The organism is Amycolatopsis sp. NPDC049688 (assembly GCF_040674975.1).
Lineage (GTDB): Bacteria > Actinomycetota > Actinomycetes > Mycobacteriales > Pseudonocardiaceae > Amycolatopsis.
Genome location: NZ_JBFANY010000002.1, coordinates 986,346 through 1,007,570 on the forward strand (window position 1 = coordinate 986,346; position 21,225 = coordinate 1,007,570).

The 21,225-nt window shown below is 69.0% G+C and carries 20 protein-coding genes; 11 read left to right on the forward strand and 9 right to left on the reverse strand.

Translation table 11 applies throughout. From position 1 onward, the window contains the following. Positions 1-3 precede the first annotated feature (3 nt). The 3 genes from nuoL to nuoN are packed head-to-tail and all read left to right on the forward strand — an operon-like array spanning position 4 to position 5,026. Positions 4-1,905, forward strand: coding sequence for an NADH-quinone oxidoreductase subunit L (nuoL, locus tag AB0J55_RS10840; protein WP_364245750.1), 1,902 nt, complete (start codon positions 4-6; stop codon positions 1,903-1,905). Then, a complete protein-coding gene (locus tag AB0J55_RS10845; RefSeq protein ID WP_364245753.1) occupies positions 1,905-3,455 on the forward strand; it encodes an NADH-quinone oxidoreductase subunit M in 1,551 nt (516 codons plus the stop codon). Before nuoL ends, AB0J55_RS10845 begins: the two co-directional genes overlap by 1 nt. 2 nt (positions 3,456-3,457) lie before the next feature. Beyond that, entirely contained in the window at positions 3,458-5,026 is a 1,569-nt protein-coding gene (gene nuoN, locus AB0J55_RS10850; RefSeq protein WP_364245756.1) for an NADH-quinone oxidoreductase subunit NuoN, read from the forward strand. 26 nt (positions 5,027-5,052) lie between these two features. Here nuoN and AB0J55_RS10855 read toward each other — a convergent pair whose 3' ends face one another. Then, a complete protein-coding gene (locus tag AB0J55_RS10855) occupies positions 5,053-5,721 on the reverse strand; it encodes an ESX secretion-associated protein EspG (RefSeq protein WP_364245759.1) in 669 nt (222 codons plus the stop codon). Then, complete coding sequence (locus AB0J55_RS10860; protein WP_364245762.1) at positions 5,721-5,867, reverse strand: hypothetical protein; 147 nt, start codon at positions 5,865-5,867, stop codon at positions 5,721-5,723. Before AB0J55_RS10860 ends, AB0J55_RS10855 begins: the two co-directional genes overlap by 1 nt. 402 nt (positions 5,868-6,269) lie before the next feature. Here AB0J55_RS10860 and AB0J55_RS10865 point away from each other — a divergent pair, with 402 nt between their 5' ends. Beyond that, complete coding sequence (locus tag AB0J55_RS10865; protein ID WP_364245765.1) at positions 6,270-6,929, forward strand: hypothetical protein; 660 nt, start codon at positions 6,270-6,272, stop codon at positions 6,927-6,929. A gap of 73 nt (positions 6,930-7,002) precedes the next feature. On the opposite strand, the gene AB0J55_RS10870 is transcribed toward AB0J55_RS10865, so the two are convergent. Together AB0J55_RS10870 and AB0J55_RS10875 are read right to left on the reverse strand one after the other, a co-directional pair. Further along, a complete protein-coding gene (locus AB0J55_RS10870; protein ID WP_364245768.1) occupies positions 7,003-7,629 on the reverse strand; it encodes a DUF3558 domain-containing protein in 627 nt (208 codons plus the stop codon). Then, entirely contained in the window at positions 7,626-8,042 is a 417-nt protein-coding gene (locus AB0J55_RS10875; protein ID WP_364245770.1) for a hypothetical protein, read from the reverse strand. Before AB0J55_RS10875 ends, AB0J55_RS10870 begins: the two co-directional genes overlap by 4 nt. 430 nt (positions 8,043-8,472) lie before the next feature. On the opposite strand from AB0J55_RS10875, the gene AB0J55_RS10880 reads away from it, so the two are divergent. Beyond that, on the forward strand, positions 8,473-9,525 hold the full coding sequence (locus tag AB0J55_RS10880; protein ID WP_364245773.1) for a polyprenyl synthetase family protein: 1,053 nt from the start codon (positions 8,473-8,475) through the stop codon (positions 9,523-9,525). Positions 9,526-9,548: 23 nt separating this feature from the next. Further along, the gene (locus AB0J55_RS10885) at positions 9,549-10,733 is read left to right on the forward strand and encodes a hypothetical protein (RefSeq protein WP_364245776.1); all 1,185 of its coding nucleotides are present in this window, start codon (positions 9,549-9,551) and stop codon (positions 10,731-10,733) included. On the opposite strand, the gene AB0J55_RS10890 is transcribed toward AB0J55_RS10885, so the two are convergent. From AB0J55_RS10890 to AB0J55_RS10910, 5 genes are all read right to left on the reverse strand, one after another. Further along, a complete protein-coding gene (locus AB0J55_RS10890) occupies positions 10,726-11,070 on the reverse strand; it encodes a VOC family protein (RefSeq protein ID WP_364245779.1) in 345 nt (114 codons plus the stop codon). The two genes, AB0J55_RS10885 and AB0J55_RS10890, sit on opposite strands and share 8 nt — an antisense overlap. 97 nt (positions 11,071-11,167) lie before the next feature. Beyond that, positions 11,168-12,232, reverse strand: a complete 1,065-nt coding sequence (locus AB0J55_RS10895; protein ID WP_364245781.1) for a 2-oxoacid:ferredoxin oxidoreductase subunit beta — start codon at positions 12,230-12,232, stop codon at positions 11,168-11,170. Then, the gene (locus tag AB0J55_RS10900) at positions 12,229-14,154 is read right to left on the reverse strand and encodes a 2-oxoacid:acceptor oxidoreductase subunit alpha (RefSeq protein WP_364245784.1); all 1,926 of its coding nucleotides are present in this window, start codon (positions 14,152-14,154) and stop codon (positions 12,229-12,231) included. Before AB0J55_RS10900 ends, AB0J55_RS10895 begins: the two co-directional genes overlap by 4 nt. A 260-nt stretch (positions 14,155-14,414) precedes the next feature. After that, positions 14,415-15,179, reverse strand: coding sequence for an enoyl-CoA hydratase (locus AB0J55_RS10905; RefSeq protein ID WP_364245787.1), 765 nt, complete (start codon positions 15,177-15,179; stop codon positions 14,415-14,417). A gap of 76 nt (positions 15,180-15,255) precedes the next feature. Further along, positions 15,256-15,702 (reverse strand): Lrp/AsnC family transcriptional regulator, encoded by a 447-nt coding sequence (locus AB0J55_RS10910; protein WP_033261465.1) that lies wholly within the window; start codon positions 15,700-15,702, stop codon positions 15,256-15,258. Between the two features lie 74 nt (positions 15,703-15,776). On the opposite strand from AB0J55_RS10910, the gene ddaH reads away from it, so the two are divergent. The 5 genes from ddaH to AB0J55_RS10935 all read left to right on the forward strand — a co-directional run bounded on the left by ddaH (position 15,777) and on the right by AB0J55_RS10935 (position 21,121). Then, on the forward strand, positions 15,777-16,613 hold the full coding sequence (ddaH, locus tag AB0J55_RS10915) for a dimethylargininase (RefSeq protein ID WP_364245790.1): 837 nt from the start codon (positions 15,777-15,779) through the stop codon (positions 16,611-16,613). Positions 16,614-16,721: 108 nt separating this feature from the next. Continuing rightward, positions 16,722-17,351 carry a polysaccharide deacetylase family protein gene (locus AB0J55_RS10920; RefSeq protein WP_364246030.1) on the forward strand — a complete coding sequence of 210 codons (630 nt, stop codon included), beginning with the start codon at positions 16,722-16,724 and terminating at the stop codon, positions 17,349-17,351. Between the two features lie 393 nt (positions 17,352-17,744). Continuing rightward, positions 17,745-18,440, forward strand: a complete 696-nt coding sequence (locus AB0J55_RS10925) for a glycoside hydrolase family 75 protein (RefSeq protein ID WP_364245793.1) — start codon at positions 17,745-17,747, stop codon at positions 18,438-18,440. Between the two features lie 193 nt (positions 18,441-18,633). Continuing rightward, positions 18,634-19,950 (forward strand): nucleotide sugar dehydrogenase, encoded by a 1,317-nt coding sequence (locus AB0J55_RS10930; protein WP_364245796.1) that lies wholly within the window; start codon positions 18,634-18,636, stop codon positions 19,948-19,950. Next, entirely contained in the window at positions 19,940-21,121 is a 1,182-nt protein-coding gene (locus AB0J55_RS10935) for a glycosyltransferase family 4 protein (RefSeq protein ID WP_364245799.1), read from the forward strand. The genes AB0J55_RS10930 and AB0J55_RS10935 overlap by 11 nt, the downstream gene beginning before the upstream one ends. Positions 21,122-21,225: the final 104 nt, after the last annotated feature.

Genomic DNA, 21,225 nt, shown 5'->3' on the forward strand with positions numbered 1-21,225 from the left:
CGAGTGACCGCATCATCGTGGCTGCTGGTGGCCCTCCCTGGCCTCGGCGCCCTGATCCTCCTGCTGGCGGGGAAGCGCGCGAAGGCGTGGGGGCATCTGCTCGGCTGTGCCACCGTCACCCTCGCCTTCGTCTACGGGCTGATCCTCTTCTTCACGGCCGACGGCAAGGCCACTGTGGACACGAAGGTCTACTCGTGGATCCCGGTCGGCGCGCTGCAGATCGACTTCGGGCTGCGGATCGACGCGCTGTCGCTGACGTTCGTGCTGCTCATCACCGGCGTCGGCATGCTGATCCACTACTACTCGATCGGCTACATGGCCGACGACGAGGGCCGGTACCGCTTCTTCGCGTACCTCAACCTCTTCGTCGCGTCGATGCTGGTCCTGGTGCTGGGCAACAGCTTCGTGACGCTGTACCTGGGCTGGGAAGGCGTGGGCCTCGCGTCCTACCTGCTCATCGGCTGGTACCAGGGCCGCCCGTCCGCCGCGACCGCGGCGAAGAAGGCGTTCCTGATGAACCGCGTCGGTGACGTCGGGCTCGCGCTGGCCATCTTCATCATGTTCAAGTACGCCGGTTCGACCGGCTACGCCGAGGTCTTCAAGGCGGTCGGCGACGGCAAGTTCTCGCCCGCCGCGATCACCGCGATGGCGATCCTGCTCCTGCTGGGCGCCTGCGGTAAGTCCGGCCAGTTCCCGCTGCAGGCGTGGCTCCCGGACGCGATGGAGGGCCCGACCCCGGTGTCGGCCCTGATCCACGCGGCAACGATGGTCACCGCCGGTGTCTACCTGGTGGCCCGCTCGAAGGACATCTTCAACGCCACCGAGGACGGCCGGCTGATTGTCACGCTGGTCGGCACGGTGACGCTGCTGCTCGGGTGCATCATCGGCTGCGCGTACGACGACATCAAGAAGGTCCTCGCGTACTCGACGGTCAGCCAGATCGGCTACATGATGCTGGCCGTCGGGCTCGGGCCCGTCGCCTACGCGCTGGGCATCATGCACCTGGTGGCGCACGGCTTCTTCAAGGCCGGGCTGTTCCTCGGGGCCGGGTCGGTCATGCACGCCATGAACGACGAAGTCGACATGCGGAAGTTCGGCGGGCTGCGCAAGTCCCTGCCGATCACCTTCTGGACGTTCGCCCTCGGCTACCTGGCCCTGATCGGCATCCCGCCGCTGTCGGGCTTCTTCACCAAGGACGCGATCATCGAGGCGGCGCTCGGCCAGGGCGGCTGGCGCGGCTGGGTGATGGGCGGGGCGGCCCTGCTCGGCGCCGGGCTCACCGCGTTCTACATGACGCGCCTGATGATGATGACGTTCTTCGGCAAGGAACGCTGGAAGGACCTCAAGAGCGCCGACGGCCACGACTTCCACCCGCACGAGGCCAAGCCGGTCATGTGGATCCCGATGGCGATCCTGGCGGTCGGCTCGGTCGGCGCGGGTGCCTTCTTCGCCCTCGGCGACCGGTTCAGCACCTGGCTGGCCCCGTCGGTCGGCGCGATCGAGGAGTCGCACCACCTGGCCCTCGACGCCTGGGTGGTCTCGGTGATCACCGTGGTGGTGTCGCTGCTCGGCGTCGTCATCGCGTACCTGATCTTCCGCCGTGACGTCCCGGTCGAGCAGCCGCAGCGGGTCTCCTTCGTCACCCGCGCGGCCCGGCGCGACCTGTACGGCAACACGCTCAACGAGACGCTGGTCGCCCGCCCGGGCACCTGGCTCTCGCGGGCGCTGGTGTTCGTCGACAACCGCGGCGTCGACGGCGCGGTCAACGGCCTGGCCGCCGGTCTCGGCGGCGGGTCCGGCCGGCTGCGGCGGCTGCAGACCGGCTTCGTCCGGTCGTACGCGCTGTCGATGCTGGGCGGCACGTTCCTGCTTCTGGCGGCTCTCCTGCTGGTGAGGTTCTCCTGATGACCTGGTTGCTCATCCTCATCCTGGTGCCGCTCGCCGGCTCCCTGGTGCTGGCGTTCCTCAAGGGGAACGACCGCGCCGCGGTGCTGGCCGCGCTCGGGTTCTCGATCCTTGAGTTCCTGCTGGTGATCCCGTTCTGGCTCAGCTACAACGCGTCCGGGCCCCGGCTGCAGATGACGTCGAGCTTCGACTGGATCCCCAGCTTCGGCGTGCACATCGCGTTCGGCACCGACGGCATCGCGCTGATCATGATCGCGGTGATCGCGCTGCTGGTGCCGATCGTCGTCGGCGGGCTCGGCACGATGGACAAGCTCCCGGCGGGGCGCAGCGCGGGCGGGTTCCTGTCGCTGATCCTGCTGCAGGAGGCGCTCACGATCGGCGTGTTCGCCGCGACCGACGTCTTCCTGTTCTACGTGCTGTTCGAGATCATGCTGATCCCGATGTACTTCCTCATCGGCGGCTACGGCGGCGCGAACCGGCAGTACGCGGCGGTGAAGTTCTTCCTGTACTCGTTCCTCGGCGGCCTGATCATGCTGGCCTCGGCGATCGGGGCGTACTCGCTGGCGGCGGACAAGCTCGGCAAGGGCACGTTCGACTGGGCCACGCTGGTGACGGTGGTGCGCGACGCGCCGCTGTCCACGCAGATCTGGCTGTTCCTCGGGTTCTTCCTGGCCTTCGCGATCAAGGCGCCGCTGGTGCCGTTCCACACCTGGCTGCCGGACGCGGCGGGGGAGGCGCCGATCGGCGTCGCCGTCCTGCTGGTCGGCGTGCTGGACAAGGTCGGCACGTTCGGGTTCCTGCGCTACTGCCTGCCGATGTTCCCGGAGGCGAGCAAGACCCTGGCGCCGCTGGTGCTGGTGCTCTCGGTGATCGGTGTCCTCTATGGATCGATCCTCGCGGCGGGGCAGCGGGACATGAAGCGGTTCATCGCCTACGTGTCCATCGCCCACTTCGGCTTCATCTCGCTGGGCATCTTCGCGTTCAACGAGCAGGCGATGGTCGGCTCGGCGACGTACATGCTCAACCACAGCCTGGCGACCGGCATGCTGATCGTGGTGATCGGCCTGGTCGTCGCGCGCGGCGGGTCGACGCGGATCTCCGACTACGGCGGCATGGCGAAGGTGACGCCGTTGCTGGCGGGGCTGTTCCTGCTCGCCGGTCTGTCCACTCTGTCCCTGCCGGGCACGAACTCGTTCGTCTCGGAGTTCCTGGTGCTCATCGGGTCCTTTGTGGACCAGCCGGTGTACACGATCCTCGCCACGGTGGGCATGGTTCTGGCCGCGGCGTACGTCCTCTGGCTCTACCAGCGGGTCTTCCAGGGCCCGGTCCGCGGTGACGCCCTGATCGGTGTCGGCGGGGGCCCGGGCACGGCGATCGCGCCGGAGCTGGGCGCGAAGAAGGCCATCCGCGACCTCAACGGTCGTGAGATCGCGATCCTCGCGCCGCTGGTCGTGCTGATCCTCGTTCTCGGCTTCTACCCGAAGCCGGTGCTCGACACAGTCACCCCGACGGTGCAGCAGACGCTGTCCGCGGTTCAGGGAGGCAAGTAAAAGTGCTCGACATCCTCCTGACCCAGGCGCAGGCGCCGATCACGGTGCCGTCGGTCGACTACCCGGCCGTGCTGCCGGTGCTGATCGTGTTCGGCGCGGCGTGCGTCAGCGTGCTGGTCGAGGCGTTCGCGGCGAAGCGGTCGCGGTTCGGCATCCAGGTGGGCCTGAGCCTGGCGTCGATCGTCGCGGCCGGCGTCAGCCTGATCATCTACGCGACGGGCAACGCGCCGGCGGGCGGCGTGACGACGTTCAGCGGCGCGATCTCGATCGACCGGCCGGCACTGTTCCTGTGGGGCACGCTGCTGGCCTTGGCGGTCGGCGCGGTGCTGCTGATCTCGGACCGGGTGGTCGAGCCGGGCGGCGCGCTGGTCGCCCAGGCGAGCATCCGCCCGGGCACGGTCCAGGACCGCGCCCAGACGGCGACGGTGATGCAGACCGAGGTGTTCCCGCTGACGCTGTTCGCCCTCGGCGGCATGATGGCGTTCACAGCGGCGAACGACCTGCTGACGATGTTCATCGCGCTGGAAGTGCTGTCCCTGCCGCTGTACCTGATGTGCGGCCTCGCCCGCCGGCGGCGGTTGCTGTCGCAGGAAGCGGCGGTCAAGTACTTCCTGCTGGGCGCGTTCTCGTCGGCGTTCTTCCTGTACGGGCTGGCGCTGCTGTACGGCTACGCGAACTCGGTGAAGCTGGGCGACATCGCCGCGGCGGCGGCGGGTTCCGACCGGTCGGACACGCTGCTGCTCGCGGGCCTGGGCCTGCTGGTGGTCGGCCTGCTGTTCAAGGGTTCGGTGGGCCCGTTCCACACGTGGACCCCGGACGTGTACCAGGGAGCCCCGACCCCGGTGACGGCGTTCATGGCGGCGTGCACGAAGGTGGCGGCGTTCGGCGGGATCCTGCGGGTGCTGTCGGTGGCGTTCTCGTCGACTTCGTGGGAGTGGCGCGGAGTACTCTGGGGCGTGGCGATCATCTCGATGGTGATTGGCGCGGTGCTGGGCCTCACGCAGACCGACGTCAAGCGCATGGTGGCGTATTCGTCGATCGCCCACGCGGGTTTCCTGCTGGTGGGGGCCATCGCGATGACCCGCGATGGGCTTTCGAGCACGCTGTTCTACTTGCTGGCGTACGGTTTCACGACGCTGGCGGCGTTCGGCGTGATCAGCTTGGTCCGGGATTCTTCGGGCGAGGCCACGCACCTTTCGGCGTGGGCCGGCCTCGCCAAGCGTTCGCCGTTGCTGGCGGGTGTCTTCACGTTCCTGCTCTTGGCTTTGGCGGGCATTCCGCTGACGTCCGGTTTCGTGGGCAAGTTCGTGGTGTTCTCGGCGGCGTTGTCGGACGGAATGGCTCCCCTGGTGGTCGTGGCTCTGGTGTTCAGCGCGGTGGCGGCGTTCTTCTACCTGCGGGTGATCGTGCTGATGTACTTCTCGGAGCCGGCCGCGGACGGCCCATCGGTATCGGTCCCCGGCTTCGGCACGGGAACGGCGATCTTCCTGGGCACCGCGGTGACGTTGGTGCTGGGGCTGGTGCCGGCTTTCGCTCTCGGGTGGGCGGGTTCGGGCGGTTTCGCTTTCTGAGTTTTCTCTCTTCGGCCGCCGCCCCCTTATCGGGGGCGGCGGCCGAGTTTTTGGCTCAGTTGTTTGGGTTCCCCAGGCAGGACGCTGATGTAACCGTCGGCAAGCGCGATCCCCACGCGGCCTTCTTCGAGATCCAGATAGCTGACGGTGGTTTCCTGGCCGTGGAGCTGCCCGAGCCCGAGGTGGGGCTGCCGGAGGAGGGCGTCGAGCTCCTGCGCTTCGCGGCTGCGGTCTTCGTCGAAGATGTCGCTTTCCTTGGCTTGGAACTCTTCCTGGGGGAGCGAGAAGGGCTTGATGCTCGCCGGCTCGCAGGGTGGGAGTTTCCCGACCAGGACGTCGGCGGGGTCGGCTTCGACGCTCTCGAGCTCCACGTAGTCGCCTCGGCAGACGACGCTGACGGCGGTACGGCTTCTTTTCGCCACCAGGATGCCTCTTTGTTCTGCAGCGTCCCGGGCGTAGGCGACGAACTGCTCTTCCGGGTTGTCGATGAGGTGTAGGACGTCCTCGAATTCGGGGGTGAAGCCGTCGCCTTGGATGAAGCCGTAGGGGCTGAGTTCTTCGAAGGCTTCCCGGTTGACGCGTTGTTTCGCGGACGGCGGGATGTAGCGCAGTCCTTTGGCGAGGACGGGGTGCGGGTCGCCGCAGCCGGCGTTGCGCATGGCGGTGAGGAGGGTGGTGAGCGAGAAGGTGGCCATTATTTCTTTTTCTCACCGATTACCGGGGGCATGGGTTTTTCGGTGAACCCGCCGAAGGTTTCGTCGGGGTCGGGATTCTGCAGGTAGGGGGCGCGTTTCTTTTCGCGGTCTTCATCTTTGCCCCGGCCACCGACGGGGGTGCCCATGGGGGCGACGTTGGTGCCGCGGGGGCCGGCGGTGCCGCGGGCGGGGTTGGCGCCGGGGAGGCGTTCCTCGGGGAGGCGGGTGCCGGAGGCGTTGCCGGGGTTGCGGGTTCCTCCGGGAGGGTTGGTTCCCGGCCTGTTCCCTGTTCCTGGTCCGCTCCCTGGCCCTGTCCCTGGTGCGGTTCCTGGTCCTGGTCCTGGTCCCGTCCCGGTGCCGGTTCCCGTGAAGTATCCGCCGCCGGTCCCTGGCCCGAAGTCGCCGGAGAAGCTGCCTCCGCCGGGCCAGCTGGTGGTAGTGCCCCCGGTGGGCCCGAACACGTACCCACCCTGAGCGGCGGGCGGAACGACGGGCCTGGGGACGTAGCTGTTGGCGTGGGTCGTGCCGGTATCCCCCTGCAGCGGGGGTTGGCGGTCCTGCTGATGAAAGGACGGATCCCGGGTCTGGCTGGTGACGTTGTTCGTGGTCTGGTTGGTGACGTGGTCCTGCCCGGGTCGGAAGGTCTGCCGATCTTGCGCCGGAACCTGGGTATCCCGAGGATTCCGCGCCCATTCACCGGTATCACTGGGCCCGGCTTTCGTGGAGCCGGCCCGATCGGTCATGGAGACGGGCGAACCGGAGTCACGAAGCTGGGCGTATTGAGCGGGCATCTGCCCGCCATTGTCGGCACTGGCGGAGTGATAGGCGCTGAAGGCATCGATATTGCCTTGGCTGTCAGCCTGCCACCCGGCGACTTTGGAGGTGTACGAATCCCACCCATGTCCGGCGAGAACATTCCGAACATCATCAATACCAAGTTCAGGAGGCTGAGCCGCAACAGGCTTGACAGAGTGCTTGGCGGTCCCAAAGGCATCCATTTGGGCCCCCACGGCGGTCTGAGCATTCCGAAGATGAACAGCATCATCAGCGGCGGCTTGAACAAGGGGAAGGGTGGCATCGGCAGCAGCATCCCCGGCGCGCCCCCGCCACCCGGACATGGCCTTGGCCCGGAGAGCACTGATCCGCTGAGCCCGTTCAACCATCCGGTCGGTCAACTGGCTGGCACTCATTTGCGCAGCATCCAATGACTGGGTTCCTTTGCCGCCAGTAATCTGCTCGTAGATCTGAGCGGCCGTCAGAGGTCCTTCGATAACCATGAATTCACCTGGCCCGGAGATTGCTCAGTACGGTCGCCGTGACCTCGTGGGCCGCGGCACAAGGATCCTTCTTCCCGACATTTCCTTCCGAGAGGGTCACCGCTACGTCGATGATGTCTTGATTGCTGGTGCCGAGAGCGATGGCGCACTTGCCGGCACTGCTCCGCAGGTCGGCCTGGCCGTACGCGACGGTCGGGTAGCCATCGATCGGATCCATCGGGATGAAGAGTGGGAAGGTCGTTCCTTGCTGCTGGTAGATCGAGGTCAAGCCACGCCGGTTCTTGGTGGCGTAGATGACCGAGACAGCGGCTTGGGTAACCGATTTCGGGTGCCAGAAGCAGGACGGGCCGGCCTCGCCGGTCAGCTCCTCCTTCGGTTGCACGTCCGGGCCGAGCAGTTCGGTGATCTGTTCGTCCGTGAGCGTCGTGCAGGGCTTCCTCTGGAACTGCGAGGTGTCGATCGGGCTGGTTACAGCGGGCACGCCCGCGCCGGGTAGTTCCGATGCCGACTCGCTGGGCGCAGATGGGTTCGAACTCATCGGCGAGGGCGTGGCTGTGCCGTTCTGGGTTGTGGTGCACGCCGTAACGAGCAGTATCACGGCACCCATGCCGAGCAGCGCTGGTGACTTCACAGACTGCCTCCGGACCGATTGATCTTTGTCGAGTGATCGCCTTCGGCTGCGGCATATTTGCTCAGAGCTGTCTGAAACTTCGCAGCCATCGCGCGGCAGTAGGACTCACGGTCCTGGAGCGTCGAGATGAGCGCGGCGCCCGATGCGCGAATCAGTTCGGCGTTGCCGCCGCTGGCGTACTCAAGGCCCGGACCTTCTGCGGTGGCGATCGCGCGTGCCATGCTCATGTCGTCCGAGAACTCGTTGGCCAGGTCGTTCCACTCCCGCACCAGTTCGTGCAGCGTCTCCTCGTCGTACTCGAAGCCTGCGCCCCCGTCGCCGCCCCCATACGACCCCGAAACCCGCACCCCGTCAGGCCCAGGCAGTACCCAATCCCCACCCGGGTCGTAAACCGGTCCCTCGTCGCCCGTCATCAGCTCTCCCCTAGCTTGCAGCGTGCTCCCTCCCGGGCACTCTGCGTATCCGACGCACGAAACCCTACCAAAGTTCCCGCATCGAAAAACCAAGGTCACAAGGGCCGCGGCCGTCCTCCCAAGCCGCGGCCCTCGTGAGGTCTAAGGCGTCGGGGAACCGCCCGCCTCCCCTTGGTGAACGAAGCTGAGCCGATTTCCGCCACGCCCGGAGAGCAGCGGGCGGCTTCTCCTCGCACTTGATATCCGCCCGCCGGAGACGTCCGTTGCGTCCGGAATCTCCCATCACTCTTCCGGGGATCGGGAACCACCCGGGGCGGTGTCATGTTCGTCACCGTTTCCGCTGGACAGCGGGTAAACGACCGCGCGCGGGAGCCACTACGCTCAAGGGGCAACCCGACCGGTGCACGAGTAGAGCGGAGCCGACGTGTCTGTGCCTTCCCCAGCCCCCGGGGCGGGATCCCTCCCCGCTGCGCCGGGTGGCGCCCTCGACGACCTGCGGGCGTCGGTCGGCCTGCAGATCGGCGACGAAGCCCTGCTGCGCTCCATCGCCGGTGGGCTGGCCGAGGTCGAAAAGCTGCTGCGTGACGTCGTCCGCAGCGATGTCCAGGCCGTCAACGACGCTGCCCTGCACCTGGTCGAGGCCGGGGGCAAACGCTTCCGTCCCCTCTTCACGCTGCTGTCCGCCCAGTTCGGGCCCAAGCAGGACGACCACGTCATCGTCGCCGCCGCCGCGGTCGAGCTGGTGCACCTCGCCACGCTCTACCACGACGACGTCATGGACGAGGCCGACATGCGGCGCGGTGCCGAGAGCGTCAACGCGCGCTGGGACAACACCATCGCCATCCTCACCGGCGACTTCCTCTTCGCGCACGCCTCGCGGCTGGTCGCCGACCTCGGCACCGACGCCGCGCGGATCATCGCCGAGACCTTCGGTGAGCTGGTCACCGGGCAGATGCGCGAGACCGTCGGCCCCGGCCCCGATGACGATGCCGTCGCGCACTACCTCACCGTCATCGCGCAGAAGACCGGCTCGCTGATCGCCACCTCCGGGCGGTTCGGCGGCATGATGTCCGGCGCCGCCGAGGAGCACATCGAGGCGCTGCGGCGGTTCGGCGACATCATCGGCACCGCCTTCCAGATCTCCGACGACATCATCGACATCGCCTCGCCGTCGGACGAGCTCGGCAAGGCGCAGGGCACCGACCTGCGCGAAGGCGTCCGGACGCTGCCGATGCTGTACGCGCTGGCCGACCCGGAGACCGACCCGCGGCTGGCCGAGCTGCTGTCCGGCCCGATCGCCGACGACGCGCTCGTGCGGGAGGCGCTGGAGCTGCTGCGGGTCAGTAGCGGACTCGAACGCGCACGCGTCACCCTCTCCGACTACGCTCAGCGCGCGCGAGCCGAGCTCACCGCGCTGCCCGCGTCGCCCGCCCGGGACGCGTGCGAGTCGGTTGCCGACTACCTGGTCGCGCGGACGCGCTAAGCACTAAACAGGGGCAGGAAAAGATGTCCATATTCGGACAGGTCTGGCTGTGGAGCCTGGCCGCGTTCTTCGTCGGGGCCGTCCTCACCTGGCTGGTGCTCGTGCTGCCGCTCCGCAAGAACGTCCGCAAGCTGGAGAGCGCGCTGGCGCAGGCCCACGCCGACGCCGCGCGCACCCCCGCCAACGCCGGCGCCGAGGCGTTCTCCCGGCCGGAGCCGCGCTTCGAGCCGGAGCCGACGCGCCAGGAGACCTCCTACCCCGGCACGCTGGTCGCCGCGCCGCCGATCCACCGCGACGACGTCCACGACGACATCGACGAGGACTTCGCCGAGCTCGACGCCCAGGTGCCGACGCGGGTGCCGCCGGAACCCGAGCCGGAGCCCCAGCCCGACGAGGACGACCCCTACCGGACCGCCGCCACCCAGTTCCTGACCCCGGTGGACGAGCTGGAGCAGGTGGACGCCTACCACGCCCCGGCGACCGAGTACCTGGCCCCCGACGAGGAGCCCGAGCCCGTCTCGCCGGCCCTTTCGCGGCTCGAACAGCCCGAGTCGGCGGCGGGCTCGCTGTTCCAGCCCCCGGGGGAGGAGACGCCGGACTGGTTCGACCACGAGCCGCGATCCGAACGGTCGGCGTTCGAGGAGCCGGTGGAGCGCACGCGGTACCTCGGCTCGGTGGGCAAGGACGAGCCGGAAGAAGAGGCCGAGGCACCGCAGTACGCGTTCGGCGGCGACGTCGCCGACGGCGAGCTCGACGTGCCGGCGGAGACCCCGGCCGAGGCCACGCAGGTGCTGCCGAAGCGGCAGCCCCGGGAGGCGGTGCGCGGCGGCTTCGACGCGCCGCAGCCGATCCAGCCGTCGATGCGCACGGTCGAGCGGCGCGAGCCCGACCTGTCCGGCGCGCACAGCGGCTCGCTGTTCGAGCCTTCGGTACAGCCGAACCAGGCGGCGGCCGCGATCGCCGCGCCCGAGCCGCCCCCCGCGCGGCAGGCGGCGGGCGACTCGGTTCCGCCCGGCCCGTTCGGCCCCGGCTCGGCGATGCCGCGCCCGGGCGGCGGGGCGCCCAGCGACAGCTTCGCCGTGAAGGCGAGCGTCACGGCGTTGCGCTACTGCACCGAGGATTCGACGCAGTTCCCGAAGATGGTCGCCGAAGTGTGGTTCCGGACCGCCGAGGACGCCGAACGCGTCGGGTTCCGCCCGCTCAGCTGAGCTTCGCCTGGAACAGGACCAGGGCGGCGCCGCCGGGATCGGTGACCACCACCAGGGAGCCGAACGGCAGGTCGGTGCGCTCGCGCACCAGGGTTCCGCCCAGCTGCACGGCTTTCGCCGCCGCGGCGTCCACATCGGACACCGGTGCGTAGGGCAGCCACTGGGGTGCCCGGTCGTCGCCAGGGGCCAGTTCGGTGAGGCCGCCCCACGGCGTGCCGCCGGTCGTCAGCAGCTTGTCGTCCGCCTCCCAGCCCAGCAGCTCGGTGAAGAACCGCCTGCTGCCCGCCGCGTCGGCCGTACGGACGTCGAAGAACACGAAAGGTGAGTCAGGTCGCATGGCCTAGAACTTAGGACACGTGTCCCAATCAAGGCAACCCCGGAAACGCCGAAGGCCGCCACGCACCGGGCGTGGCGGCCTTCGGGAAATCGTGGAACTACGCGACCGTCCAGGTGTCCTTGCCGCGCAGGAGCGCCTGCAGGTCCGGCTTGCGGGCCGCGCGGGCCTCCTCGACCTGGGCGCGGGCGCCGTCGTCGTACGTCGGGCGCTCCACCTGGCGGAGGATGCCCGTCGGGACGTGGTTGAGGTTCTGGTCGCCCAGGCGCGACAGCGCGAACGCGTACGACGTGTCCGTGATCGACGGGTCGTGCACCACGATGTTGTCCTCGCCGATGTCCGCGACCTTGGCGACGTCCAGGCCGCCCCAGTCGCCGCGCTTGACGCCGAACTCCTGGTTCGGGCCGAAGCGGATCGGCTCGCCCGCGCGCAGCGGGATCAGCCGGGTGGCAGCTTCATCTGCGTCCTTGAGGACATCGAACGCGCCGTCGTTGAAGATCGGGCAGTTCTGGTAGATCTCGACCAGCGCCGAGCCGCGGTGCTGCGCCGCCGCCTGCAGGACCTCGGTCAGGCCCTTGCGGTCGGAGTCCAGCGCGCGGCCCACGAACGACGCCTCGGCGCCGATCGCCAGCGAGAGCGGGTTGAACGGTGTGTCCACCGAACCCATCGGCGTCGACTTGGTGACCATGCCCTGCCCGGACGTCGGCGAGTACTGGCCCTTGGTCAGGCCGTAGATCCGGTTGTTGAACAGCAGGATCTTGATGTTCACGTTGCGGCGCAGCGCGTGGATCAGGTGGTTGCCGCCGATGGACAGCGCGTCGCCGTCACCGGTGACGACCCACACCGACAGGTCCGGGCGCGTGGTGGCCAGGCCGGTCGCGATCGACGGCGCGCGGCCGTGGATCGAGTGCATGCCGTAGGTGTTCAGGTAGTACGGGAACCGCGACGAGCAGCCGATGCCCGAGATGAACACGATGTTCTCGCGCTTGAGGCCCAGGGTCGGGAGGAAGGACTGGACCGCGTTCAGGACGACGTAGTCGCCGCAGCCGGGGCACCAGCGGACTTCCTGGTCGGACTTGTAGTCCTTGGCCTTCTGCGGCTCGTCGGTGGTGGGCACAAGGTCCAGGCCACCGAGGTTGGGGATCCCCAGATCGATCGCGGTCATCGTGCCGCCTCCGTAGTAACGCCGGTGATGATCTCCGAGAAGACGTTCTGCAGTTCTTCGGCCATGAACGCCATCCCGGCGACCTTGGTGTGGCTGTGGACGTCCACCAGGTACTTCGCGCGCAGCAGCAGCGCGAGCTGGCCCAGGTTCATCTCCGGCACCACGACCTTGTCGTAGCTGCGCAGGATGTCGCCGAGGTTGGCCGGCAGCGGGTTGAGGTGGCGCAGGTGCGCCTGCGCGATCGGCAGGCCGAGCTTGCGCACGCGCCGGCAGGCCGCGCCGATCGGGCCGAACGAGCTGCCCCAGCCGAGCGCGAGCACGCGGGCCTTGCCGCCGCTCGGGTCGTCGACGACGAGGTCGGGGACGTCGATGCCGTCGATCTTCGCCTGCCGCAGCCGGACCATCTTGTCGTGGTTGGCCGGGTCGTAGGAGATGTGGCCGGTCTTGTCGGCCTTCTCCAGGCCGCCGATGCGGTGCTGCAGCCCCGGGGTGCCCGGGATGGCCCACGCGCGGGCGAGCGTCTCGGGATCGCGGACGTACGGCCAGAACTCGCCGGAATCGTTGTCCGCGTTGGGCTCGGTCGCGAACTCGACCCGGAGGTCGGGCAGCGTTTCGACGTCCGGGATCAGCCACGGCTCGGAGCCGTTCGCGATGGCGCCGTCCGAGAGCAGCAGCACCGGCGTGCGGTACTTCAGCGCGATCCGGGTCGCCTCGACGGCCGCGTCGAAGCAGTCCGCGGGCGACAGCGGCGCGACGATCGGGACCGGCGACTCGCCGTTGCGGCCGAACATCGCCTGCAGCAGGTCGGCCTGCTCGGTCTTGGTCGGCAGGCCGGTGGACGGGCCACCGCGCTGGACGTCGATGACGACCAGCGGCAGCTCCACCATCACGCCGAGGCCGACGGCTTCGGACTTCAGCGCGACACCGGGCCCGGACGTCGAGGTGACGCCGAGCGCGCCGCCGTAGGACGCCCCGAGCGCGGCGCCGATGCCGGCGATCTCGTCCTCGGCCTGGAACGTGATGATGCCGAAGTTCTTGTGCTTGGACAGCTCGTGGAGGATGTCCGACGCCGGCGTGATCGGGTACGTGCCGAGCAGGATCTGCAGGCCGGAGCGCTGCCCGGCAGCCACGATCCCGTACGCCAGGGCGGTGTTGCCGGTGATCTGCCGGTAGGTGCCCTGGGTCAGCTTCGCCGGCGCGACCTGGAACGTCGTCGCGAACGACTCGGTCGTCTCGCCGTAGTTCCAGCCCGCGCGGAAGGCCAGGATGTTCGCCTCGGCGATGTCCGGCTTCTTCGCGAACTTCTCGCGCAGGAACCGCTCGGTGCCCTCGGTCGGCCGGTGGTACATCCAGGACAGCAGGCCGAGCGCGAACATGTTCTTGCAGCGCTCGGCGTCCTTCTTGCCGAGACCGGTGTCCGCGAGCGCGCCCTGGGTCAGCGTCGACATGGCGACCCGGTGCACCTGGTAGGGCGCGAGCGTGTCGTCGTCCAGCGGGTCCGTCGCGTAGCCGACCTTGGTCAGGTTCCGCTTGATGAACTCGTCGGTGTTCAGGATGATCGTGCCGCCGTGCGGGACGTCGCCGAGGTTCGCCTTGAGCGCGGCCGGGTTCATCGCCACCAGCACGTCCGGCCGGTCGCCGGGGGTGAGGATGTCGTAGTCGGCGAAGTGCACCTGGAAGCTCGAGACGCCGGGGATGGTGCCCTGCGGGGCGCGGATCTCGGCGGGGAAGTTCGGCATCGTCGACAGGTCGTTGCCGAACGCGGCGGCCTCGGACGTGAACCGGTCGCCGGTCAGCTGCATGCCGTCACCGGAGTCGCCCGCGAACCGGATGACCACCCGGTCCAGCTTGCTGACCTCGGTCGGCCTGGTTGCGGCGAGCGAGCCGTGACCAGCGCCGTTGCCGTTCGCACTCGTGCTCATGGGTCAGGGATTCCCTCTCTCCCGACGGTACGGCTTCCGTTCGCCTGCCGGTGCCGCGGCTGCGCTCACCAGGTCTACTCCCGAGGTTAGCTCGCCCCCAACACCGATGTTGGTAGTGTCCCGGCTGTTGGGCGACCTCATCGGTGCTCTCTCATGTCTCTTCGCTGGTCCGCCAGATACCTGTAACCGATGGTAACGGGTAGCCGTCTTGGTGCGTTGTGATGCGTGTCTCCCGAGGACGATAGGACCCCCGGCTCGAATCACGACCGAGAACGGATCCGGGCCCGCATCAGGGAAAGCCGTTCGGCGAACTCCGGCGAGGCGAGCGACGCCAGCTGCGGCCGGATCTCGGCGTCGACGGCGTCGGCGTGCGCCGCCAGGCCCGCGGTGGCGCGCAGGCTGCGCTTGGTGGCGATCAAGGTTTCGCGCGGCGCGGCGACGGCACTGTGCGCGAGGTCACGCGCGGCGGTCAGCAGTTCGTCATGTCCGCCGTCGACGACTCGCAGCGCCAGCCCCGCCCGCACCGCCGCCTCGGCGTCGAGTGGTTGCCCGAACAACGTCATGGCGGCGGCCTGCTGCGGACCGGCCAGCCGCTGCGTCATCCAGGTCATCCCGCCGCCGGGGTGCAGCCCGAGCTCGAGGAACCGGGCGACGAACTTCGCCCGCGGCCCGGCCAGCCGCACATCGGCGGCGAGCGCGAGGTTGAGCCCGGCCCCGACGGCGGCACCCCCGACGGCGGCGATGGTCGGCAGCTCGCATCGGGCGACAGCGAGGAAGCCCTCGTAAATGGCGCGCAGGCCGGCTTCGTCGGCGTTGGCGAGAGCATCGAGATCGGCGCCGGCGCAGAAGGCGGGCGGAGTGCCGGTGACGACGACGGCGTGCACGGACTCGTCCCGCTCCGCGGCCTCGACGGCTTCGGCGAGCTGCGCGGACAGGTCGAGGGTCAGCGCGTTGCGGCTGCCGGGAGCGTCGACGGTGAGGAGGGCGACGCCGCCGGCGTGCTCGCTGACGATGCTGTCGGTCATGCGGCCCAGCGTGGCAGGTCCGGGATGACCGGGCGCATGGGGGAACGCCGCGCGACGGGCGGCTGCGTCCAGGGCCTCACTGCTCGGGCGTCGGCGGCCGCTCCAGGAGCCGCGAGAGCACCACCGTCGACACCGTCCGGTCCACGATCTCCAGGCCGCGCAGGCGCTCCAGCGCCGTCTCCAGGTGGTGGATGTCCGCCGCACGCAGGTGGACGATCGCGTCCGCCGCGCCGGACACCGTGTACGCCGCCACCACCTCCGGGAGCGGCTCCAGGCGGGCGCGGATGCGGGCCGGGGTGATGTTGCCCTGGCACGTGACCTCGACGAACGCCTCCGTTCCCCAGCCGAGGGCCTCCGGGTCGACCACCGCCGTGAAGCCCCGCAGGATGCCGGTCTCCAGGAGCCGGTCGACCCGCCTCTTCACCGCCGGCGCCGACAGGCCGACCACCTTGCCGATCTCCGCGTAACTGGAGCGCGCGTTCGCCACGAGACACGAAACGATTCGCTGGTCGATGGTGTTCACACGCAACATTTAGCACAGATACGCGCAGCGAACAGCGATTGATTGCGATATTAGGCGCCCCTTACCCTGCAGTCATGCAGGCGATGCGCGTACCGACCACCCGTCGATACCTCATGTGCTCCCCGCGCCACTTCGCGGTGGACTACGTGATCAACCCCTGGATGGACCCGACCCAGCCGGTCAGCGCCGACGTCGCCGTCGCGCAGTGGACCGAGCTGCGCGACACCTACCGCCGCCTCGGCCACACCGTCGAGGAGATCGAGCCCCAGCCCGGCCTGCCCGACATGGTCTTCGCCGCCAACTCCGGCACCGTCGTCGACGGGCGCGTGCTCGGCTCCCGGTTCCGCGCCCCGCAGCGCGCGGCCGAAGCCGAGCACTTCCGCCGCTGGTTCGTCGAGCACGGCTACCGCGACATCACCATGCCGGAGAAGATCAACGAAGCCGAAGGCGACTTCGCCTGGACCGGCACGCTGCTGCTCGCCGGCACCGGCTTCCGCACCGACCCGGCCGCGCACGCCGAGGCGCAGGAGGTCCTCGGCGTCCCGGTGGTCTCGCTGCAGTTGGTCGACCCGCGTTACTACCACCTCGACACGGCGCTGTTCGTGCTCGCCGAGGCGACGGACACCACGCGCGCGCAGATCGTCTACTACCCGGACGCGTTCTCCGCGGGCTCGCGCCGCGTGCTGGAGCGGCTGTTCCCGGACGCCGTGCTCGCCACCCGGGAAGACGCCGAGTGCTTCGGCCTCAACGGCGTATCCGACGGCCGCAACGTCGTGCTGCCCGTCGAGGCCACCCGACTGGGTGAACTTGTCGCCGCCCGCGGTTACGAGCCCGTTTACGTCGACATCTCTGAGCTGCGGAAAGCCGGCGGCGGCCCCAAGTGCTGCACCCTGGAAATCCGCAAAGGCTAAATAACGGCAAAAACCTGTAACTCACCCGTTTGCCAGTGCGATTAATCGAAGTAACAAAACGACTACTCGCGGTGGCAGGCGGTGGGAGTGGTGACAGTGATCTTCGCCATGCACGGGGCGGGACGGCCGGCGCGCCAGCTCGACCCGGGCGAGGACGAGCACTGGCTGACGGTCGACCAGCTCGAGGAGGTGCTCGACCGCGCGGCGGGCCGCGAAGACGTCCACCTCACGTTCGACGACGGCAACGACTCCGACGTCGAGGTCGTGCTGCCGCGGCTGGTCGAGCGCGGGCTGACGGCCGAGTTCTTCCCCCTGGCGGGCCGGCTCGGGCAGCGCGGGTACCTCGACCGCGACGGGCTGCGGGAGCTGGCGCGCGCCGGAATGGAGATCGGCTCGCACGGCTGGGAGCCCCGCGACTGGCGCCGGCTCGACGACCGCCACGCCCGCCGCGAGCTGACCGAAGCGCCGAAGCTGCTCGGCGACCTGTGCGGCCGCCCGGTCCGGCGGTACTCGCTGCCGTTCGGCGCGTACGACCGGAGGGTGCTGGCCCGGCTGCGGCAGGCCGGCGCAACGCGGGTGTACACGAGCGACGGCGGCACGGCCCGCCGCGACGGCTGGCTGCAGGCCAGAACGGAGCTCCGGCACGACCTCGACGGCGAGCAGCTGGATGGAGTGCTTGCGGCCGGGGCCCGGCGGGGGCACTGGGTGAACCGGCTGCTGCGGCGGGCGGCTCGGTAGGGGTCGTCTTCGGTCCGCAGCGGGTTGGTAGGCCTGGCGCGGGTGCGGAGGGCTCGCGGCGCGGGCTGGGCGGCCGAACTCGCACGCATGCGGGCCACCGGCCGCGGCGAGGCTGCCCTTCGCGTCCCGCGACCGCGCACCGGATCGGCCCCTTCCCTTCGCACGCCCGTTGAATGCCGTTCGCCGGATCCGCCCCGACCCCCGCGTCCCGGCGAACGGGACACCTTCACAACCCGCCTCCGCCACCTCGCCCCCATGAGCAGCGTTTTCGTCAACTTCGGCCACCTGATGGGAAATTCCCGCACCCGCAGGGCTTGAACGCGCCTCCGCCGGGGTGCATCCTGGTGCCCCGCCGCCGTAAGGAAAGTTTCCTAACTAAAGGGAGCACCAGGAATGCGGAAACTGATCCTGCTCGCGACTCTGGCGCTGGCCGCGGCCGTGATGCCGTCGGCTCTCGCTTCGGCGTCGCCGGCCCCGGCCGCTGCGCCGGCCACCGTGGAAGCCGCCCCCACCGCGGCCCAGCTGCTCGCCAAGACCTCCAGCTGCAAGCAGATCTCGAACGGCAAGTACAAGACCGACGAGGACGTCTCGAGCAAGACGGTCGCCATCTGCGACGCCAACGGTGCGGTCTTCTGGAAGGCCGACATGGACATCGACTGCGACGGCCAGCGGACCTCGCAGTGCAACGAAAACACCGACTGCTGCTACCAGGACGACACCGCCTTCCACCAGTCCGACGGCAAGCCGCTCAACGCCGCGAAGCTGCCCTACATCGTCGTGCCGAGCTCCAGCAGCATCTGGAAGTACTCCTCCTCCGGCCTCAAGGGCGGTGGCTCCTGCGCGGTGATCTACAACGGCAAGGTCGAGTACGCCGTCATCGGGGACACCGGCCCGACGCAGATCATCGGCGAAGCCTCCTACGCCACCGCGAAGGACCTCGGCATCAACCCCGACCCGTCCAACGGCGGCACCGACTCGGGCGTCACCTACATCTGCTTCAAGAACTCGACCGTTTCGCCCATCGAGAACCACTCCAACGCGGTGAGCAAGGGGCAGAGCCTCGCCACCACCTTCGTGAACAACAACTGACACCTATTCACGGCCCGGTGCCGGATCGTGGTTCCCGTCCACGGTCCGGCGCCGGATCGAGACGGTAATTTCACCTGAATCCCTTGCGTCTCACGGCCGTTTCACGCCGTCCCCCGTTCGCCACGCCCGCGGTAACGATCCAGGGGTGCCTGCCGACCAACTTGAGGGTCGCGCGGAATAGCGGAGGTTTGGCGTGAAGATCAGTGTCTTCGGGCTCGGTTACGTCGGTTGTGTCTCCGCCGCGTGCCTGGCGGGGCAGGGGCACCGGGTGGTCGGCGTGGACGTCAACCCGGTGAAGATCGACCTCATCACCCAGGGCAACGCCCCGGTGGTCGAGGAGCGGATCGGCGAGCTCACCGCCGAGGTCGTCGCGAGCGGCGCGCTGAGAGCCACGACCGACGTCGCGGAAGCGGTCGCCGACAGCGAGATCTCCCTGGTCTGCGTCGGGACGCCGTCGGCGCCGAACGGCAGCCTGTCCACCGTCTACCTCGAGCGGGTCGCCGAGGAAATCGGCGAGGCGCTCGCGAAGAAGAGCGAGCGGCACACCGTCGTCTTCCGCAGCACCATGCTGCCCGGCACCTGCCTGGACCTGCTGGTCCCGATCCTGGAAAAGGCCTCGGGCCGCACGGCGGGCGTCGATTTCGGCGTCGCGGTGAACCCCGAGTTCCTGCGCGAGGGCACCAGCGTCCGCGACTTCTTCGACCCGCCGAAGACGGTGATCGGCGAGATCGACGAAGCCAGCGGGGACGCCGTCGCCGGGCTGTACGAGGGGCTGCCCGGCCCGGTTTTCCGCGTGCCGATCCCGGTGGCGGAAATGACGAAGTACGCCGACAACTCCTTCCACGGCCTGAAGATCGGCTTCGCGAACGAGCTCGGCGCCGTCTGCCGGGCGCTGGGCCTCGACTCACACCAGGTGATCGACGTCTTCCTCGCCGACACCAAGCTCAACATCAGCCCCGCCTACCTGCGGCCCGGCTTCGCCTTCGGCGGCTCGTGCCTGCCGAAGGACCTGCGCGGGCTCGTCTACGCCGCGCACCGCGCCGACGTCAGCGTGCCGATCCTGTCGCACGTGCTGGCGTCGAACGACGAACACCTGCAGCGGGCGTTCGACCTGGTCGCGCGCACCGGCAAGCGCAGGGTCGGGCTGTTCGGGCTGTCGTTCAAGCCGGGCACCGACGACCTGCGCGAGTCGCCGCTGGTCGAGCTGGCCGAGAAGCTGCTCGGCAAGGGGTTCGACCTGAAAATCTACGACGCCAACGTCAGCCTCTCCCGGCTGATGGGCGCCAACCGCGAGTACATCGAGAGCAGGCTCCCGCACCTCGGCCAGCTGCTGGCCGGGTCGGTCGGCGAAGTCGTGGACCACGCCGAAGTCCTGCTCGTCGGCACCAAGGACCCGGACGTGCTGGCGGCGCTGCCGCACGGTGGCGACCGGGCGCTCATCGACCTCGTCCGCCTGCCCGACGCCGCGGAGCGTCGCCTTGAAGAGGGATACGCCGGCCTTGCCTGGTAAAGCGCTCATCCTCGTCGAAAACCTTTCCGTCCCCTTCGACCGGCGGGTGTGGCAGGAGTCCACGACCCTGCGCGACGCCGGGTGGGAAGTCCACGTGATCTGCCCGCAGGGCACGAAACGCGACACCGAGGCCGAAGCCGTCGTCGACGGCGTCCACATCCACCGCTACCCGCTCAAGGCGGCGACCGGCGGCCCCGCCGGCTACCTGCAGGAGTACGGCAGCGCGCTGTGGCACACGCTGCGGCTGGCCCGCAAGGTCGGGCCGGTCGACGTCGTCCACGCCTGCAACCCGCCGGACCTGCTGTACCTGGTCGCGAAGTACCTGAAGCGCCACGGCGCGAAGTTCATCTTCGACCAGCACGACCTGTGCCCGGAGCTGTACCTCTCGCGGTTCGACCGCGGGCAGGACCTGCTCTACCGCGGGGTGTGCGCGCTCGAGCGCGCCACCTACCGCGCCGCCGACGTCGTCATCTCGACGAACGAGAGCTACAAGGAAGTCGCGCGGATCCGCGGCGGCAAGAAGCCCGAGGACGTCTTCGTGGTGCGCAGCGCGCCGGTCGTCGAGCGGTTCCACGAGGTGCCCGCCGAGCCCGAGCTGAAGAAGGGCAAGCCCTTCATGCTCGCCTACCTCGGCGTGATGGGCCCGCAGGACGGCGTCGACTACGCCCTGCGCGCGCTCGCGAAGCTGCGTGACGAGGTCGGCCGCACCGACTGGCACGCGGTGTTCGTCGGCTCCGGCGACGCGTTCGACGACATGGTGGCGCTTTCGGCGAAGCTCGGGCTGGCCAACCAGGTCGAGTTCACCGGCCGGATCTCCGACGAGGACCTGGTCCGCTACCTGTCCACCGCCGACGTCTGCCTGTCGCCGGACCCGCTGAACCCGCTCAACGACGTCTCCACGATGAACAAGATCATGGAGTACATGGCGATGAGCAAGCCGATCGTCTCGTTCGAGCTGCGGGAGGCCCGGGTTTCCGCAGGTGAGGCGGCTGTGTACGCCCCGGCGAACGACGAGTCGGCGTTCGCGAAGCTGGTCGCCCAGCTGCTCGACGACCCCGAGGAGCGAGCGCGGATGGGTAAGCTCGGCCAGGCCAGGGTGGCGGGTCCGCTCTCCTGGGAGAACTCCGCGAAGGCCCTGCTGGCCGCGTATGAGCACGCTGTGAAGTCTTGATCGCCGTTCGGTCAAGAACCCACCGAACGTGTAACCAATGCTCTCGGTCTTACGACGGTTCGGGTAACCGGCCGATCAACTGAACCCGTTCGGCGTACCCGTCT